The sequence below is a fragment of the Streptacidiphilus sp. MAP5-3 genome (assembly GCF_041262505.1).
In the GTDB taxonomy this organism is placed as follows: Bacteria; Actinomycetota; Actinomycetes; order Streptomycetales; family Streptomycetaceae; genus Streptacidiphilus.
Map to the genome: position 1 here is coordinate 1 of NZ_JBGCCL010000048.1, position 16,987 is coordinate 16,987.

Below are 16,987 nucleotides of genomic sequence, written 5' to 3' on the forward strand. Positions count from 1 at the left end.
GGCCCGCTCCGCCGCGCACTCACCGCCGGACGCGGCATCGGCGAGACCACCGTCGAACTCTCCGGCGACATCGACGTCCACATGGTCACCCACGAACGGGCAGGCCGGGGACGGGTGTTGCGGGCAGCCGGGCAACTGCACTCCACCGGACGGCGGGTGACCGGGCTGGTCTCCGGGCTGGTGCTGCCCGCGCTGCTGACCGCGGTCCTCTGCAACACCCGCGCGACGGTGAACCTGACCAGCGACACCCTGCTCTACCTGGCCGTGGTCGTCGGCGTCGCGCTGCTGGGCGGGATAACGTCCGCGCTGGTGGCCTCGTTGGCGGCGTCGCTGCTGCTCAACTACTACTTCATGCCGCCGATCCACTCGCTGAACATCAACGAGCCCAACAACGCGCTGGCGTTGGTGGTCTTCGCGGTCGCCGCCACCGTCGTCGCCGCGGTGGTGGACGCCGGTACGCGGTTCTCGCGGCGGGCGGCCCGGGCCACGGCGGAGGCGGAGACGCTGTCCGCACTCGCGGGTGCGGTGCTGCGTGGCGACCAGGCGGTGCCCGCGCTCCTTGCCCGGCTTCGCGAGACCTTCGGCATGGACAGTGTCGAGCTGGTCGAACGCGTGGTCGCCCCGGAGGAGTTGGCCCAGGAGCACGGGGCGGAGACGGTCCCGGTCGGGGCGGACGCCTCGCTGGTGCTGCGCGGACGCCCGCTGCCCGCCTCCGACCGCCGCGTCCTCGCCGCCTTCGCCGCACACGTCGCCGTCGCGCTGGAGCGCTCGCGGCTGGCGGAGGTCGCGGCCGAGGTCGAACCCGTCAAGGCCGCCGACCGGCTCCGCACCGCGCTGCTCGCCGCCGTCAGCCACGACCTGCGCACACCACTGGCCGTCGCGCTCGCGTCGGTCACCTCGCTGCGCAGCCACGAGGTCGAGTTCAGCGCGGACGACCGCGACGAACTCCTCGGCACCGCGCAGAGCTCGCTGCTCAAGCTCAACCGCCTGGTCGACAACCTGCTCGACATGAGCCGCCTCCAGGCGGGCGCGCTCACCCTGCACCTCCAGCCGACGCCGCTGGGCGAGGTGGTCACCAGCGCCCTCGACTCGCTCCCCGACGACCACCCGGCGGTCCGCACCACCGGACTCGACGCGGTGCCGCCGGTACTGGTCGACCCGCCGCTGCTGGAGCGCGCCATCGCCAACCTGACCGCCAACGCGCTGCGGCACGGCGAGGGACGCTCGGTGGTGCTGGCCGCCAGCTCGCTCGGCGACCGGGTCGAGCTGCGCGTCGTCGACCGCGGCCCCGGCCTGCCCGCGGAGGACCGGGACCGGATCTTCCAGCCCTTCCAGCGCCTCGGCGACCACGACAACACCACCGGCGTCGGCCTGGGCCTCGCCCTTTCGCGAGGCCTGGCCGAGGCCATGGGCGGCACCCTCACCCCGGAGGACACACCCGGTGGCGGTCTCACCATGTCCCTCGCCCTCCCTGCGGCGTCGCCCTCCCCGGGCACGACGCTCACGCCGGACGCCGCACACGGCGTGCCGGAACCAGATACCTCCCCAGCCCCAACCAGTCCTGTGACCGACGGAATGGCCTCGCTGTGACCCGTATTCTCATCGTCGACGACGAACCCCAGATGCTGAAGGCCCTGCAGATCAACCTCCAGGCCCGGCATTACACGGTCGCAACCGCCGCCGACGGCAGACGAGCCTTGCTGGAGGCCACCCAGAACCCCCCGGACGCGGTCATCCTCGACCTCGGCCTGCCCCAGATCGGCGGGCTGCAGGTGATCCAGGCGCTGCGCGCGTGGAGCGCGGTCCCGGTGATCGTGCTGTCCGGACGCTCGGAGTTCGCCGAGAAGGTCGCGGCGCTGGACGCGGGCGCGGACGACTACGTCACCAAGCCCTTCGCCATGAACGAGCTGCTGGCCCGACTGCGCGCCGCGCTGCGCCGCCCCACGCGGGCGGAGGCGCCCGCACCGACGGTCGAGATCGGCGCCTACACCGTCGACCTCGCAGGCGCGGTGGTCCGGCCGACCCGCGGCGACGGTCCGCAGGTTCGGCTGACGCCGACGGAGTGGCGCATTCTTGCGGTGCTGTTGACGCATCCCGGCAAGCTGGTGACGGGTGCTCAGATCCTGCAGCAGGTGTGGGGGCCCGGCCACGAGCAGAAAACGAACTATTTGCGCGTCTACTTCGCGGGCCTGCGGCGCAAGTTGGAGGCGGACCCGTCCCGCCCACGGCACCTGCTCACCGAGCCGGGGATGGGCTACCGCTTCGAGCCTTGAGCGTGGCACTAGCAGGGGCGAGGGGAACCACCCGAGAAACCCACCTGAGTGGATGGCTCTGAACGTTCGGGGTTCTACCTCGCAGGGTGGCTTGTCGCGCAGTTCCTCGCGCCCCCAGCGTGCTGCAACTTCCGCGCTATGCACTGCGGTATGACCGGGCGCTAAGCCGTCGTCAAGAACCGCATCGCGGACATATCGGCCGCGTCAGAGTCCGCCGGGAAGCTTGCCGGTGGGCACCGCGTCCGCTGGGATGGTCGGCATGGACAACCTCGTTCGCAGCCACGTCCGCGCGGTCACCGCGCCGGGCTGCGCAGCCGCGCACTCGCGGCATGAGGACCGTCCGCCTCATCGCACTCACCGCTGAGCTGCTGTCGCCGCCACCGGGACCTGACGTTCCGGGGTGAGTCCGTGTGAAGTTTCCGTTTCCTTTCCTTTTCCTGATTCTCGAATGGATCGCCGTGTCCGCTGACACCTTTGCCTTTGCCGGTCGCACCGCCCTGGTCACCGGCGCCACCAACGGCCTCGGCCTGCAGACCGCGTTGCGACTCGCCCTCGGCGGCGCTCGCGTGATCGTGCACGGCCAGACCGCGCAGAACACCGCCGTCGCCGTCGAGGCGCTGGCCGAGCTCGGCGCGCCGACCGGACGGCTGGAGGAGGCTCCCGCCGACTTCCGCCACCTGGACGAGGTCCGCCGCCTGGCCGAGACCCTCGCCGAGAGCCACGAGACGTTGGACCTGCTCGTCCTCAACGCGGGCATCGCCGCGCCCGAGCGGCGCACCCTGACCGACGAGGGCAACGAGCTGAGCTTCCAGGTCAACTACCTGGCGCCGTACCTGCTGACCCGCCTGCTGGAGCGCCCGCTGGCGCGCGGCACGGACACCCGGATCGTGGCCGTCGGTTCGACCCTGCACCGCACCGCCAACATCGACTGGACCGATCTGACCCGCGCCAAGCGGTACTCCCGGATCGCCGCCTACGGCCAGTCCAAGCTCGCGCTGACCACCTTCGTGACCGCGCTGGCCAAGTGGCTGCCCGAGGGCCACACCGCGATCAGCGTCCACCCGGGCATCGCCGAGACCGCGACCCGTCCGCTCTACGGCACCACCGGCCGTTCCGCCGGGGAGGTCGCCGAGACGATCGTCGCGCTCTGCGACCCGGGCACCGAGGTCGTCAACGGCGCCTACTACGAGGGCCTGGCCGTGACCACCGCCGGCCCGCAGGTCACCGAGCGCCGCTCGGTGGACCGCCTGCTCAAGCTGAGCGAGAAGCTCACCGCCCAGCTCGAGCCCGCCCTCTGACGATGCGGCACGCCGCCTTCCACCCCGACCAGAACCTGAGGAACCCCGAGATGTCCAAGCGCGCCCGCAAGAAGCACGACCGCCGCAAGAAGTCCGCCTCCCACGGCAAGCGCCCCGGGTCATGAACTGAGGTAGTCGCTGCAGCTGACGGCGCGTCTGTTCACCTGGACGGACGCGTCGTCGGGCGGCCCGCGGACGCGAGCGGGTCACGGAGGCGGGACCGGAGCCGGCGGAGGGCGAGCTGATGGCGGCGGGCACGCCTGGTGGCGTGGCCGAGCTCGGGATCACCTCGGTCTTCCTGAGGACGGTCCCGTCGGAGCCGCCAAGGGTTCCGTTGGGCGCGACCGCGACGCTGGCGGTCGTGCTCGCACCCGCGCCGTGACGGCGCTCCGGGGGAGTGTCGGCCCGCGGCCCGGTGGCGGACAGGGCCTACTCGTCCAGGCGGAAGCCGACCTTCAACCCGACCTGGAACTGCTCGGCCCGCCCGTCGCTGATGCTGCCGCGGATCTGGGTGACCTCGAACCAGTCGAGGCCGTGCAGAGTCTGCGAGGCGCGGGACAGGGCGCTGCGGATGGCGGCGTCGATCCCCTCCGCGGAGGTGCCGACGATCTCGGTGACGCGGTAGGTGTGTTCGCTCATGCGTCCACGGTCTCGCGGCTTCCCCACGCCCGCATGTCCGAGGCCGCACGTCCGCGCCGGTGGCGCTGCCGTGTCGGCACGGTGGCTGAAAAGTGGCGGAACGGGGTGGGGTCCGGGTGGGTGCGGCCCGAGCCGAGGTCGGCGGATTTGAGATAGTTTGGCGGAGTAGGCGAGGGGTACCCGACCACGAGATCCCCTGACCCTGAGGCCGAAAGGCACGCGATGACCGAGCATGTCCAGCTGACGTCCCCCGCGCCCCGCCGGAGCGCGTCGTGAGCGACGAGCGCGGTACCGACCAGGGCAGCCACGGACGCGAGGGCGGCGAGCAGCGGGTGGTGCGTCCCGTACTGGGCGCGCCCTCGTGGGTGAGCCTGATCGCGGGCGACCTGGACGTCGCGCAGCGCTTCTACGGCGACCTGCTCGGCTGGACCTTCGAGCACGGGCCGGAGCGGCTCGGACCGTACGTCTCGGTGCTGGCCGACGGCGTCCCCGTGGCCGGGATCAGCGGTGTCGCGATCTCGGCCGGGATGGGCGTGGGCTGGACCCCGTTCTTCGGCGTGACGGACGCCCACGAGGCCGCGCGCCGCGGCGTGGACCGGGGCGGCACGATCGGCGTCGGACCGGTGTCCATCGACGCCGGACGCATCGTGATCGCCCGGGACCCGGACGGCGCCTCCTTCGGGCTCTGGCAGGGTCGTGCCGCAGGCGTGGGCGAGCCGCCCCGGCTGACCGGCGTCCCGGCCTGGATCGAGCTGCGCACCGCCGACGCGTTCAAGGCCGCGCTCTTCTACGGCGAGGTGCTGGACTGGGACTCGGCGGCGGCGGAGCGCTGCGAGGTCTTCTACGAGCACGAGCGCGTCGTGCTGCGCGTGGACGGCCGCAGCGTCGCCGCGCTCCGCGGCCTGGCCGCCCCCGCCACCGAGGATGCACCGCCCGAGATGCCGCGCTGGCAGATCTCCTTCGCCGCGCCGGACGTCGACCGGGCCGCGGCCCGCGCGGTCGAGCTGGGCGGCCGGGTGGTCAGGCGCCCGGTGGACACCCCGTACGGCAGGACGACCGAGCTCGCCGACGTCGAGGGCGGCCGCTTCTCGCTGATCACGCCGAGCGCCCGCACCTCCGCCACCGGCGAGGAGTGAGCCACTACCGGGAGTGACGCCGGTCACCCGGGCGGCATCAGCCCGACAACATTCGCATCGTGGGCGTCAGGAACGCGTCAGGGGCGGACACAGGGCTCGGAGCTGGGGGAACAGTGTCGTCATGAGGCCGTGATCCGCGGCGGTTCACCGTACTGCGGACACGGGTTGACGCTTTCTCATGAACGCTCGAAGGGTGACACCCATGGTCCAGATGCTGTGTGGGAGCGATCCGGAACCGTCGGAACGCGTCCCGGCCGGACTGCTCCTGATCCCCGTCCGGTCGGGTCCCGCAGGATCGGTCGTCCGCCTGTTCCGCACGCCGCTGGGCGAGCGGACCGCGGTCGCCTTCACGACCCGGCGGCAGCTCGCGGCGGTGCTGGGGGAGGCGCAGCAGTGCGTCGCCCTCGCCGAGGACGTGGTGCGCGCGATGACCGAGCCGCTCGGCGTGACCCGGCTGCTGGTGGATCCGCAGCTGGCCGCGCTCCCGGCGGGTCGCCTGCGTCACGACGCGTCGTGGGAGCACTGGGAGTCCTCGCTCGAGGGCTCGACGCACCTGCGGATCGCCTGAGGAGGACCACCACCATGCCTTTCACCGTTCTCCCGGCGGCCGACGCGTACACGGCTGACGCGCACACTGACGTGGCGCACACCGACGTCGCGCACACCGCAGACACGTACACCGCCGACACGCCGCAGGACACCGCGCGACACTCGAACGACTCCTGGCTCGGCCCCTGGCCCGCCTCCACGCGGCCCGCGCCGCACGGGGACCTGACCGTCGGCGGCGTCTCGCTCACCGAGGCCGCCGATCGCTTCGGCACCCCGCTCTACCTGCTGGACGAGGACGAGATCCGCGCCCGCTGCCGCGCCTACCGGGAGGCCTTTCCGGAGGCGGAGATCCACTACGCCGCAAAGGCTTTCCTCTGCCGGGCCATGGCCCACTGGGCCGCTGAGGAGGGCCTCGGCCTGGACGTCTGCTCGCGTGGCGAGTTGGAACTGGCCGTGACCACCGGCTTCCCGACCGAGCACATGATCCTGCACGGCAACGCCAAGAGCCCCGACGAGTTGGAGGCCGCGCTGCGGCTGGGCGTCGGGCGGATCGTCATTGACGGAGCCGCCGAGATCGCCCGGATCGCGGCGCTGGTCCCGCACGGCAGCCGGCAGAAGGTGCTGCTGCGGATCGCGCCCGGCATCGCCGCCGGCGCCCACCCGGCGATCCGGACCGGCACCGTCGACCAGAAGTTCGGTCTGGCCAGCACCGACGGCACCGCGCAGCTCGCGGTCGCCCGGGTGCTGGAGCAGCCGCGCCTGGAGCTGGTCGGCCTGCACTGCCACCTCGGCTCGCAGATCACCAGCGTCAAGCCGTTCGTGCAGGCCGTGCGGCGCATGGTCGGGATGATGTCCTGGGCGCGGCAGGCGCACGGCGTCGTCCTGCCCGAGCTGGACCTCGGCGGCGGCCACGGCATCGCCTACCGCCCCGGCGAGGAGGCACTCGACCTGCGGACGCTCGCCGTCCGCGTCCAGGCGGAACTGCGGGCCGCCTGCGCGACCGTGGACCTGCCGGTGCCGAAGTTGTTGCTGGAGCCCGGGCGCGCGATCGTCGGCCCGGCCGGAGTGGCGGTCTACCGGGTCCTGTCCGTCAAACGCGGCGGGTCCGACGGCTCGGGTTCCGGTTCCGGCGGGGGCTCGAAGCACACCTTCGTCGCCGTCGACGGCGGGATGAGCGACAACCCCCGCCCCGCGCTCTACGGCGTCCGTTACTCGCCGCGGCTGATCGGGCGCGAGGCCAGCGCGGAGCTGCTCCCCGCGCACGTGGTCGGGCGGCACTGCGAGGCCGGTGACATCATCGCCTCCGACGTGCTGCTGCCCGCGGACATCCGTCCCGGGGACCTGCTGGCGGTGCCGGCGTCCGGCGCCTACCAGGTGTCGATGGCCTCCGGGTACAACCTGGTGGGCCGCCCGCCGGTGGCCGCCGTTGCCGGCGGCACGGCGCGGCTGCTGGTGCGCCGCGAGTCGCTGGCCGACGTCCGGAGCCGCGACGTCGGGCTGTGAGCCGCCGATCGTGAGCCGTCGGCTGTGAGCCGACGACTGTGGGATGTCGGCTGTGAGCCGGGTAACGCTGCCCGGTGAAACCTCTCCCGCCGCAACCCCGTTGGACTCTCCGACGGGGTTGCGGCGCATTCGGGCGGAGGTACGAGGTGCGGCCGACAGGACGCGGGGGAGCCCGGGAGGACGGGGTCGTCTGGGGATGGGCGTTCCTTGGTGCGGGTGTGTTCACGCTGCTCGCCGGGGCGACGGGCGGTGACCGTCATCTGGGCGCGACCCTGGGCGGGTTCGCGGTGGTGGCCGGGTGGCTGGGGTCGATCGCGACGGCGCGTTCGGTGCCGCTGGTCGCGGCCACCTGCTGGCTCTTCTACGACGGGTTCTTCGTCCACCGCAACGCCCGGCTGACCTGGGAGGGCGGACCGGACGCGCAGCGGTTCGCCCTGCTGCTGGGCGCGGCCGCGGCGGGCCTGCTGGTGCACCGCGCGGTCCGCGGCCCCGGCGGTGCGGGGCAGCCGCTGACCGGGGTCCTGCCTGCTCCGCCCGCACGGCCGAACCCGCTGCTCCGGGACACCGACCGGGCGCGCGCCAGGGTACGGACCGTCGTGCGCTACCTGATGGTGGCCTGTTTCGTGCTCGCCTGCTTCGTCGCGGCCTCGGCGGAGCGGACGACCGCGCAGACCGCCGCCGCCACGCGCGGCGTCGACCACGCGGTGACGGCGCACACGATCGCCGTCGCGGCTCAGCCGCTCGACCCCTCCGGCAAACCGCTCCGCGGCGTCTACCCCGGCCTGGTGGAGACCGCCGTCAGCTGGGACTACCCGGCGGGCACGGCTCACGGCGGGTTCGCGCTGGTGCCGGTCGGACGACCGGTGGGCACGCCGGTACCCGTCTGGGTCGACCCGCACGGTGACCAGGTGGTCCCGCCCGCCACCAGGGCCGAGTTGGTGCTGGAGGCGCTCGGCGTCGGCGGCATGACGTTCCTGGCCTGCGGCGGACTGGTCCTGACGGTGGGTTGGACGCTGCGCCGCCACTACGACCGCCGCGACGAGCGCGCCTGGGGCGAGGCCTGGGCCCGGTTCGAGCCGGAGTGGTCCGGCCGCCACCGCCCCGGCCATCTGCCCTGACAGAGAGACAGAGAGACAGAAAGACAGAAAGACAGACAGAGAAGAGCCCCGAGGGGAGACCCTCGGGGTGGACGCGGTGGACGCGGTGGACGCGGTGGACGCGGCGGGGTGACGCGGGTGGGCGCGAGGCGGGGTCAGACCTGTGCGGGGATCGGGAGCGAGACGATCAGGTCGCGGTCGCGGTTCCGGACGTCGATCCGATCGGGCAGGGTCCGGCGTCCCGCCGTGCCGCCGACCGGATCGACCGGGCGTGGGGAGCCGAAGATCTGGCGGACCGCCAGGCCGAACGCGACGGCGTTGGCGGGCTCGGTGATGGTGCGGGCCTGGTCGTCGAGGCAGTGCAGCACGAGGACCCAGCCGTGTCGGTGCAGGCTGGTCCGGGGTCCGGTCGGCTCGGCGTCGAGGCCGAGGCGGTTGAGCGCTTCGAGCAGGGCCTCCATGTCCTGGCCCTCGATCTGCCGGAAGTTCTCCTCGATCAGGATGTGTGCCATGTTCCTGACGATATCCGGCAGTTCGGCCCCGCCGGGCGGGAAGATCGAAACTCGCTCCGCACTCACGCCAGGTACCGCACCGGCTCACTCCTGAGGGTTCGTCACCGCTGGTGAGGTCCCGTTCGGCCGATTCCCGGGGCACCCGGCTGTCGTCGGCGGGTCCCGGGCCGCATCCTGGTCCAAGGACGTCCGCCGGGACCTGGGGAGGTGCACGCGCGTGGCTCAGGGCCCTGCCGCCGACGCGGCCGAGAGCACCGGTCACAGCCACGAGCGGGACCGGCTGACCGTCTCTCAGGGCATTGCCGCGCTCTCCCTCGACGCCCTCGCCTCGGTGGCGTACGGCCCCGAGGCGATCGTGGTGGTGCTGGCCACGGCAGGCGCGCAGGCGCTCGACTACACGCTCCCGGTGACGCTGGCCATCGTCGTGCTGCTGACAGCCTTGACGCTCTCCTACCGTCAGGTCATCGCGGCGTTCCCCAACGGCGGTGGCGCGTACGCGGTCGCCGGACGGCACCTGGGCCGCCGGGTCAGCCTGGTCGCGGCGGCGTCGCTGATCATCGACTACGTGCTCAACGTGGCCGTTTCCGTCTCGGCCGGCGTCGCGGCGCTCACCTCGGCCTTCCCGGGCCTCTACAGTGCCCGGGTCTGGATCTGCGTCGGAGTGCTGGCGTTGGTCACCGGCCTCAACCTCTACGGCGTGGCCGAGTCGGCCAAAGCGCTGATCGTGCCAACGGTGGTCTTCATCGTCGCCATCTACGCCGTGATCCTGTTCGGCCTGATCCGCTCCACCCCGGCCACCCAGCCGACCCACCCGTCCGCCACCGCGACCGGCACGGTCGGCGTGCTGCTCCTGCTGCGCGCCTTCGCGTCCGGCTGTTCGGCGCTGACCGGTGTCGAGGCCATCGCGAACGCCGTGCCCACGTTCCGCACGCCGCGCGTCAAGCGGGCCCAGCGGACCGAGGTCGGGCTGGGCCTGCTGCTGGGGACCATGCTGATCGGGCTCTCGCTGCTGATCCGGAAGTTCCACGTCGCGCCGAACCCGACCAAGACCGTGCTGGCGCAGCTGACCGACGCGTCCTTCGGGCACAACATCGGCTTCTTCGTCGTCCAGTTCGCCACCATGGTGCTGCTGGCGCTGGCCGCCAACACCTCCTTCGGCGGCATGCCGGTGCTGACCTCGCTGCTGGCCAGGGACAACCACCTGCCGCACGCCTTCGCGCTGCGCGCCGACCGGCAGGTCTACCGGCACGGCGTCCTGGTGCTGGCCGGGTCGGCGCTGGTGCTGCTGGTGGTCGCGCAGGGCAACACCCAGACGCTGGTGCCGGTCTTCGCGATCGGCGTCTTCATCGGCTTCACCCTCTCCCAGGCGGGCATGGTGGTGCACTGGCGGCTGGAACGCCCGCCGGGCTGGCAGGGCCGGGCCCTGCTCAACGGCGTGGGCGCGGTGCTGACGGCAGCGGCGACGGTGATCGAGCTGCTGTCCAAGTTCCGCGAGGGCGGCTGGCTGGTCTTCCTGGCGGTCGCGGTGCTGGTGGTCGTCTTCGAGTCGGTGCACCGGAGCTACGCGCGGATCGGGGCGGCGCTGCACCTCGGCGAGCGGCCCGCGCACCCGGAGGCGCGACGGTCGCTGGTGCTGGTCCCGGTCGGAGCCGTCAACCTGCTGACCGAGGAGGCGATCAGCGCCGCGCTCTCGCTCGGCGACGAGGTCCGCGCGATCACCGTCGTGCACGTCGACGACAGCCACCCGGACGACCCGCACACCGACGCGGACACCGACACCGACGCCGGCACGGACATCGAGGCCACCGAGGCCCGGATGCGCGAGAGCTGGCTGGCCTGGCAGCCGGACGTGCCGCTGATCATCCTGCGCAGCCCGACCCGCTCGCTGACCCGGCCCGTGGTCGACTACATCCACGAGGTCGAGCACGAGGACGCGCACGACCGGCTGGTGGTGCTGATCCCGGAGATGCAACTGACGCACCCGTGGCAGCGCCTGCTCCAGAACCAGCGCGGCCCGATCCTCGACCTGGCCCTGCGCCGCCACACCGACGCCGTGATCTGCCGCCTGCGGATCCCCATCAAGACGTGAACCGGCCCACCGTGCCTGGGAGCAGCCTGGGTGATCCCTGGCCGACATGCCCCGCTCACCCGGACGGGCTAAGCTCGCGCCAGGTGAGCCGGGAAGTCTGGTCGGCAACGCGCGGTCCCGTCCCCGAGGCGGGAACAGGCCGTCGCGACGATTCGGCCTGGAGTGAGTGACATGCCCGCGCAGTTCCGCTATCGCTTCCGCGTCCACGACTGGCGCAGAGAGCGGCTGCGCACCAACCTCTGGCTGGTCCCCGCGCTGGAGGCGGCGGTGGCCGCGGTGCTCTTCGCGGGCACGCTGAAGCTGGACCGGGTCGCCTACAACGGCGGCCTGCACTTCCCCTCCTGGGTGTTGAGCGGCAGCGCCGACGGCGCGCGGCAGGTACTGAGCACCATCGCCGCCGCGGTCATCACGGTGGCCGGTCTGGTCTTCTCCATCACCATCGTGGCGCTGACACTGGCCTCGACCCAGTTCGGCCCCCGAATGCTGCGCAACTTCATCCGGGACCGGGGCACTCAGCTGACGCTCGGCACTTTCGTCGCGACCTTCCTCTACACGATGCTGGTCCTGGTCGCGATCAGTCCGGGCCCGCACGGGGACTTCGTCCCGCATCTCTCCGTCACCGTGGCGCTGGCGCTCACCCTGGCCGACCTGGCCATGCTGATCTACTTCATCAACCACATCGCCCGGGTGATCCAACTACCGCACGTCATCGCCGACATCGCCCGCGAGCTGGCCCGGGCGATCGAGCAGGAGGGCGCCGGGGACGCCGTCGGCGTGGGCGGCCGGGAGCGCGGGCTCTCGCCCCGCGAGCTGCTGGAGCGGATGGCCACCGAGGGCGCACCCGTGCTGACCCCCGAACCCGGCTACCTCCAGTACCTGCGCCACGACCGGCTGATCGCCATCGCGCACGAGTCGCACGCCGTCGTCCATCTGCTCAACCGTCCGGGCCACTTCCTGGTCCAGGGCAGCCCGCTGGCCCTGGTCTGGCCGCCGGAGGCGGCTCCCAAGGTCGAGGCGGGGCTGGACCGGGGCCAGGTCACCGGGCCGTACCGGACGCTGACGCAGGACATCTCGTTCGGCGTCGACCAGCTGGTCGAGATCGCCATCCGGGCGCTGTCCGCCGCCGTCAACGACACGTTCACCGCGTTGACCTGCATCGACTGGCTGGGGGAGTGCCTGTGCCGGATCGGGCCCGGCTGGCACCAGCAGCGGGTCCACCGCGACACCGAGGGCTATGTCCGGCTCATCGCCTACCAGGCGTCCTACGAGCGGTTGGTGCAGCGTGCCTTCGAGAAGATCCGGCAGGGCGGCGTCGGCATGCCTGCGGTGATGATCCGTCAGCTCGACGCGCTGACCAAGCTGATGGAGCGCGCCACCACCCCGGACCGCCACGACCTGCTGCTGGAGCAGGCGGATCTCATCATCGCCTCCTGCAACGCCTCGGTGCCGGAGGCCGCCGACCGCGAGGACGTGATGCGGCGTTACCGGGCGTTGCAGGAGCTGGCGAAGAACGAAGGGGACATGTAGCGCCGGATCACGCCGAATCACACCGGATCAAGCTGCACGCCGCATCAGGCCGGCTCACGCCAGGGCGGACGGGGCCGAGTCGTCGGCCCGGCGCAGGCCCAGGGCCACGGCCGAGTCGAGCGCCTGGAGCGCAGCGGACGCGCAGGCCTCGGCACTCGCGGCGTCCCGGAAGCCGCCGCCGCGCCACAGCACCAGGGTCCGGCCGTTGGCGCGCAGCGAGTACCGCTCGGGCGCACCGGTGACGGCGGCGGCCAGGACGCGGGCGATCGCGCGCGCGTCGGGGGTCTCCGGGAGGTCGGTGTCGAACCGGACCTGGGCGGCGCGGTCGAGAGACTCGTCCTCTGCCGGATGGACGGCCATCGAGGTCGGCATCGCGATGGCGGGGGAGGTGTAGGGGCGCTCGTGCAGGACCTCGACCGCGGCGGTGGGCCGGTCCAGTGTCAGCACCAGGGTGTTCGACCAGAGCGTGACGCCGTTGTCGGTGCAGCCGTACGCGCAGACCAGCGTGGGCCTGCCCGCGAGTGGCCCCTGGGCGGCCTGCTCGTAGTCGTGCCGGTCACCGTAGTGGAACGGGGCCGCACGCCACGGCGGACGCGGCGCGGTGGCCGGGGCGAAGCCGGACCGAGAGGCCAGCTCCGTCGCGGTCGCCCGGGAGCGGTGGTGGTCACGACGGTTGTCGAGACGCGGCACCACCAGCCACATCGTCATCAGACAGCACCAGAGCAGGATCGGGATCAGCACAGCCATCGTCGGAGCACCTCCCAGAGGCCTCGCCCGGCACCACGGGAGCCGGTGCGACACACCGGAACCGACCGGGCACCGCCAGCGTAGGAAGCGCCGAACGACAGGTCAATATCGGGCGTGTACGGCCTTAACGCTCCGCTGGCGCGCCCTTGACGGCAATCTGCTGGGCAGCCCGATCGGCGGCCCGCTCGGGAATCCGCGGGACGGTCACCACCGAGCAGCGGGCGTGGGCCAGGCAGTAGCGCGCGGTGCGGCCTTCGGGCCGGTGGGAGCCGAGGACCAGCACGTCGTCGGCCGCGTCCGCCACGTCCAGCAGCACCCGGCCGGCCCGCCCGCGTGCCACGAACGGGATCAACTTCGCGTCGCAGGAGGCCACTTCGTCGAGCACCTGATGGCAGGTCCGGTCCAGTCGGGCCATGGCCGTGCGTTCGCAGGCCCGCAGCCGTTCGCCGCCGAAAGCGCTCCGTGCGGCGGCGGTCGGCGTCCAGGCCAGCACGCCGATCAGCGGGAGACCCGACTCCCGGGCCAGCCGCGCTCCCAGGCGCAGCGCCCGCACGCCGCCTGCGCCGCCGTCGACACCGACGACGACGCAGCCGGTCGGTCCGGCCATGGGTTCCTCCAAGACGGAAGGGTGGATGCGTGGGCGGACCCGGGTCCGCCCACGCGGCCGCGCTCCCGAGGTAATCCAGGCGGGATGGACATCCGGAGCGCGGCGGATCCGATTCAACCTCCCGCAGGCACGGTTCGGACGACCACCGTCGATTCCTGACATCCGCCTTACGGCGCGCGGCCCGCTCTTGTCGCGGCCTTGGCGGCGACAAGAGCGGGCCGCGCTTTCGCGGTGGCCGGGCCGGTCAGCAGGCCTGTGGCTCGTACTTGTAGCCCACCCCGCGCACGGTGACCAGCATCGCGCGGAAGCGCTGCCCGAGCTTGCGACGCAGCCGGACCACATGGACGTCGACCGTGCGGCCGTCGCCTATGGCGGGTTGGTGCCACACAGCCTCGATGAGCTGGTCGCGGGTGAAGACCTGGTGAGGTCGGGAGACCAGATGGGCCAGCAGGTCGAACTCGACCTTGGTCAGCGCCAGTGGTTGTCCGTGCACAACTGCCGTGCGACGCAACGGGTCGACCGTGACAGGTTGGATCCTCGGAGCGGGCCCGGACGCGACGGGTGCCGGTGCCGGTGCCGGTGCGGGTGGCAGCGGCACGAAATGCGGCGTGGTGGTGGCCGCCAGGCCGGACCGGTGCAGCTGCAGGCGGTGTGCGCGCAGGTAACTGACCGACACGCGAGTGTCCTTCCGGGATGGGGCGCGGTGGTTCTGACGTTCCGAAGTGCCGAGGGGGTGCCCCGACGACCCCCGCTCGATCCAACACCACGGTGCCGACCTGGGTGTTCGCGCTGACGTCATGTTGACGGGCCGGGCCGGGGTCTTGATGCCGCCATGACGCTCGGGTCCTGTCCGGGTCCCGTTCCGACACGGGCGTCCCGGTTCACGCCATGTTCATCTCAATTAGTGAGACGCCTCGTTGACACCCTCCGTGTGCAACTGTTGACTGCACGTGCTGTCGCCACACCAGGAGCACAAGGCTCCATCGGGACTCGCGACGCAAAGGACGCTCTCCACTTGCAGACAGCGACCAGAACCTTGTTCCACGTCAGTCCGTACACGTCCCACTGCGCCCTGATCGAGGCGGACGGCGATCACGCGGTGATCGGGATCTCCCCGGGGAACAGCTACTTCTCCGCCCAACGCGTCAACGACCTGGCCCAGTGGGGTGTGGACCACTTCCGCCGGGTCGACCTGGTGTACACCGACCTCCATGTCGCCGAGATGCACGAGGCTCTCGGGTACACCCCGGACGACGCCCGCCGAAAGGCCGTCAAGAACCTGCGCGGGGTCCGGGCGAAGGTGCACAACGCGGTCGAGGCGGTCCGCGCCGGACTGGCGGACGACGGCGAGGAGCGAATCCGCGCCCATGGCATGTCGGACTTAAGCGCCAATCCGGCCTACCGCCAGATCCACGATCAGCTCTGGGGACGCCTGGAGCGGGACGACGAGTTCCGCGGCGTGATCGACGAGTTGGTCGGCCGCTTCCTGGCGGCCAAGGTGCTGGGCGGCCAGGCCGGCACGCCGGAGCAGCGCGAGGTCTGCCTGCGCTACATCTGCGCGGAGGCCCCGCTCTTCCTGGACAGCCCGGCGATCCTGGGCGTCCCGTCCTCGCTCAACTGCTACCACCAGCTGCTTCCGCTGGCCGAGTTGCTCTACTCGCGCGGCCACGGCCTGCGCGCCTCCCGCAACCAGGGCCACGCGATCGTCACCCCCGTCGACGTGCCCGCAGCCGAATCCACCCTGCCAGCTCACCAAGGAGACGACCGATGACCGTGGACACCCTCGCCTGCGCCCGGGACCGCGGCGACGACCTGGATGTCGACGCACTGCCGGCCTTTCCCTTCTCCTGGCGCGGCGACCAACTGCCCGACGAGGTCGAGGAGTTGCGTGCCGAGCCGGTCAAGCGGGTCCGCACCATAGCCGGGGCGCCGGCCTGGCTGGTCTCCTCCTATGCGCTGTGCCGCCAGGTGCTGGAGGACCGGCGGTTCAGCCTCAAGGACACCTCCGCCCCGGGCGCGCCGCGACAGTACGCGCTGACGATCCCGCCCGAGGTCGTCAACAACATGGGCAACATCACCGGTGTCGGCCTGCGCAAGGCCGTGCTCAAGGCGATCAACCCCAAGGCCGACGGACTGGTCGACTGGCTGCGCGAGCACGCCGCCTGGCTGGTCGGCGGGATGATCGCCGAGGGCGCTCCGGTCGACCTGCGCGGCGCCTTCGCCAATCCGTACTCGGAGGCGATGCACTGCCGCATCCTCGGCATTCCGCTCGCCGACGGCCCGCGACTGTCGGCCAGCCTGGACATCGCCTTCATGAACTCGGCCTGCCCGGTCACCGGTGCCAAGCTCAACTGGGACCGTGACATGGCGTACATGACGGAGCGTCTGGACGACCCGGCCACCACCGGGTTGATGGCGGAGCTGGCCGTCCTGCGCGAGGACCCGGACTACGCGCACCTGACGGACGAGATGTTGGCCACGGTCGGCGTGACCCTGTTCGGCGCGGGCGTCGTCTCCACCGCCGGGTTCCTCAGCATGGCCTGCGTCTCGCTGCTCCAGCGGCCGGAACTGTGGGCGCAGTTGCGCGAGGACCCGTCCCGGATCCCGGCGGCCGTGGAGGAGTTGCTGCGCATCAACCTCTCCATCGGCGACGGGCTGCCTCGGATCGCCCTGGAGGACGTGCAGTTGGGCGACGTGCTGGTGCGCAAGGGCGAGCTGGTGCTGGTCCTGGTCGAGGGCGCCAACTTCGACGCCGCGCACTTCGCCGACCCGTACCGGGCCGACGCCGACCGGCCCAACAGCAGCGACCACCTCTCCTTCGGCGGCGGACAGCACTACTGCCCGGCCACGGCGCTCGGCAGGAAGCACGCCGAGATCGCCCTCGAGACGCTGGTCGAGCGGATGCCGGACCTGCGACTGGCCGTGCCGATCGAGCAACTGGTCTGGCGCACCGGCTACATGAAGCGCCTGCCGGAGCGGCTCCCGGTCATGTGGTAGCACGCGACAGGGC

At 72.1% G+C, this 16,987-nt stretch carries 18 protein-coding genes; 13 read left to right on the plus strand and 5 right to left on the minus strand.

From position 1 onward, the window contains the following. From ABH928_RS35235 to ABH928_RS35255, 5 genes are all read left to right on the plus strand, one after another. Positions 1 to 1,590, plus strand: a 1,590-nt coding sequence (locus ABH928_RS35235) for an ATP-binding protein (protein WP_370072814.1), incomplete at its 5' end; no start/stop codon positions are given. Then, positions 1,587 to 2,273, plus strand: a complete 687-nt coding sequence (locus ABH928_RS35240) for a response regulator (RefSeq protein WP_370072815.1) — start codon at positions 1,587 to 1,589, stop codon at positions 2,271 to 2,273. The genes ABH928_RS35235 and ABH928_RS35240, both read left to right, overlap by 4 nt. A gap of 458 nt (positions 2,274 to 2,731) precedes the next feature. Then, a complete protein-coding gene (locus ABH928_RS35245) occupies positions 2,732 to 3,571 on the plus strand; it encodes an SDR family NAD(P)-dependent oxidoreductase (protein ID WP_370072816.1) in 840 nt (279 codons plus the stop codon). 2 nt (positions 3,572 to 3,573) lie between these two features. Beyond that, on the plus strand, positions 3,574 to 3,696 hold the full coding sequence (locus tag ABH928_RS35250) for a 50S ribosomal protein bL37 (RefSeq protein ID WP_370072817.1): 123 nt from the start codon (positions 3,574 to 3,576) through the stop codon (positions 3,694 to 3,696). A gap of 119 nt (positions 3,697 to 3,815) precedes the next feature. Beyond that, complete coding sequence (locus ABH928_RS35255; protein WP_370072818.1) at positions 3,816 to 3,953, plus strand: hypothetical protein; 138 nt, start codon at positions 3,816 to 3,818, stop codon at positions 3,951 to 3,953. Positions 3,954 to 4,000: 47 nt separating this feature from the next. On the opposite strand, the gene ABH928_RS35260 is transcribed toward ABH928_RS35255, so the two are convergent. Continuing rightward, positions 4,001 to 4,210 (minus strand): dodecin, encoded by a 210-nt coding sequence (locus ABH928_RS35260; RefSeq protein WP_370072819.1) that lies wholly within the window; start codon positions 4,208 to 4,210, stop codon positions 4,001 to 4,003. 272 nt (positions 4,211 to 4,482) lie between these two features. On the opposite strand from ABH928_RS35260, the gene ABH928_RS35265 reads away from it, so the two are divergent. From ABH928_RS35265 to ABH928_RS35280, 4 genes are all read left to right on the plus strand, one after another. Continuing rightward, positions 4,483 to 5,346 (plus strand): VOC family protein, encoded by an 864-nt coding sequence (locus ABH928_RS35265; protein ID WP_370072820.1) that lies wholly within the window; start codon positions 4,483 to 4,485, stop codon positions 5,344 to 5,346. Positions 5,347 to 5,548: 202 nt separating this feature from the next. After that, positions 5,549 to 5,914, plus strand: a complete 366-nt coding sequence (locus ABH928_RS35270; RefSeq protein WP_370072821.1) for an SAV_915 family protein — start codon at positions 5,549 to 5,551, stop codon at positions 5,912 to 5,914. 14 nt (positions 5,915 to 5,928) lie between these two features. Beyond that, positions 5,929 to 7,398, plus strand: a complete 1,470-nt coding sequence (gene lysA, locus ABH928_RS35275; protein ID WP_370072822.1) for a diaminopimelate decarboxylase — start codon at positions 5,929 to 5,931, stop codon at positions 7,396 to 7,398. 218 nt (positions 7,399 to 7,616) lie between these two features. Then, positions 7,617 to 8,516 (plus strand): hypothetical protein, encoded by a 900-nt coding sequence (locus ABH928_RS35280; RefSeq protein ID WP_370072823.1) that lies wholly within the window; start codon positions 7,617 to 7,619, stop codon positions 8,514 to 8,516. 134 nt (positions 8,517 to 8,650) lie between these two features. On the opposite strand, the gene ABH928_RS35285 is transcribed toward ABH928_RS35280, so the two are convergent. After that, positions 8,651 to 9,007 (minus strand): hypothetical protein, encoded by a 357-nt coding sequence (locus ABH928_RS35285; protein WP_370072824.1) that lies wholly within the window; start codon positions 9,005 to 9,007, stop codon positions 8,651 to 8,653. 217 nt (positions 9,008 to 9,224) lie between these two features. Here ABH928_RS35285 and ABH928_RS35290 point away from each other — a divergent pair, with 217 nt between their 5' ends. Next, on the plus strand, positions 9,225 to 11,096 hold the full coding sequence (locus ABH928_RS35290; RefSeq protein WP_370072825.1) for an APC family permease: 1,872 nt from the start codon (positions 9,225 to 9,227) through the stop codon (positions 11,094 to 11,096). 171 nt (positions 11,097 to 11,267) lie between these two features. After that, entirely contained in the window at positions 11,268 to 12,623 is a 1,356-nt protein-coding gene (locus ABH928_RS35295; protein WP_370072826.1) for a DUF2254 domain-containing protein, read from the plus strand. Between the two features lie 54 nt (positions 12,624 to 12,677). Here the strand turns inward: ABH928_RS35295 and ABH928_RS35300 are convergent, their stop codons facing one another. From ABH928_RS35300 to ABH928_RS35310, 3 genes are all read right to left on the minus strand, one after another. Further along, positions 12,678 to 13,370, minus strand: a complete 693-nt coding sequence (locus ABH928_RS35300; RefSeq protein WP_370072827.1) for a hypothetical protein — start codon at positions 13,368 to 13,370, stop codon at positions 12,678 to 12,680. Between the two features lie 124 nt (positions 13,371 to 13,494). After that, positions 13,495 to 13,977 carry a universal stress protein gene (locus ABH928_RS35305; RefSeq protein WP_370072828.1) on the minus strand — a complete coding sequence of 161 codons (483 nt, stop codon included), beginning with the start codon at positions 13,975 to 13,977 and terminating at the stop codon, positions 13,495 to 13,497. Between the two features lie 244 nt (positions 13,978 to 14,221). Further along, complete coding sequence (locus ABH928_RS35310; protein ID WP_370072829.1) at positions 14,222 to 14,653, minus strand: winged helix-turn-helix domain-containing protein; 432 nt, start codon at positions 14,651 to 14,653, stop codon at positions 14,222 to 14,224. 339 nt (positions 14,654 to 14,992) lie between these two features. On the opposite strand from ABH928_RS35310, the gene ABH928_RS35315 reads away from it, so the two are divergent. Beyond that, positions 14,993 to 15,748 (plus strand): tRNA-dependent cyclodipeptide synthase, encoded by a 756-nt coding sequence (locus tag ABH928_RS35315; RefSeq protein WP_370072830.1) that lies wholly within the window; start codon positions 14,993 to 14,995, stop codon positions 15,746 to 15,748. After that, positions 15,745 to 16,974, plus strand: coding sequence for a cytochrome P450 (locus ABH928_RS35320; protein ID WP_370072831.1), 1,230 nt, complete (start codon positions 15,745 to 15,747; stop codon positions 16,972 to 16,974). Before ABH928_RS35315 ends, ABH928_RS35320 begins: the two co-directional genes overlap by 4 nt. Positions 16,975 to 16,987: the final 13 nt, after the last annotated feature.

What these genes read in the sequence shown, in the direction of transcription:
- ABH928_RS35250 (WP_370072817.1), top strand. Translation starts at nt 3,574, where the DNA reads ATGCGGCACGCCGCCTTCCACCCCGACCAGAACCTGAGGAACCCCGAG.
- ABH928_RS35255 (WP_370072818.1), top strand. Translation starts at nt 3,816, where the DNA reads ATGGCGGCGGGCACGCCTGGTGGCGTGGCCGAGCTCGGGATCACCTCG.
- ABH928_RS35260 (WP_370072819.1), bottom strand. Translation starts at nt 4,210, where the DNA reads ATGAGCGAACACACCTACCGCGTCACCGAGATCGTCGGCACCTCCGCG.
- ABH928_RS35270 (WP_370072821.1), top strand. Translation starts at nt 5,549, where the DNA reads ATGGTCCAGATGCTGTGTGGGAGCGATCCGGAACCGTCGGAACGCGTC.
- lysA (WP_370072822.1), top strand. Translation starts at nt 5,929, where the DNA reads ATGCCTTTCACCGTTCTCCCGGCGGCCGACGCGTACACGGCTGACGCG.
- ABH928_RS35285 (WP_370072824.1), bottom strand. Translation starts at nt 9,007, where the DNA reads ATGGCACACATCCTGATCGAGGAGAACTTCCGGCAGATCGAGGGCCAG.
- ABH928_RS35295 (WP_370072826.1), top strand. Translation starts at nt 11,268, where the DNA reads ATGCCCGCGCAGTTCCGCTATCGCTTCCGCGTCCACGACTGGCGCAGA.
- ABH928_RS35300 (WP_370072827.1), bottom strand. Translation starts at nt 13,370, where the DNA reads ATGGCTGTGCTGATCCCGATCCTGCTCTGGTGCTGTCTGATGACGATG.
- ABH928_RS35305 (WP_370072828.1), bottom strand. Translation starts at nt 13,977, where the DNA reads ATGGCCGGACCGACCGGCTGCGTCGTCGTCGGTGTCGACGGCGGCGCA.
- ABH928_RS35320 (WP_370072831.1), top strand. Translation starts at nt 15,745, where the DNA reads ATGACCGTGGACACCCTCGCCTGCGCCCGGGACCGCGGCGACGACCTG.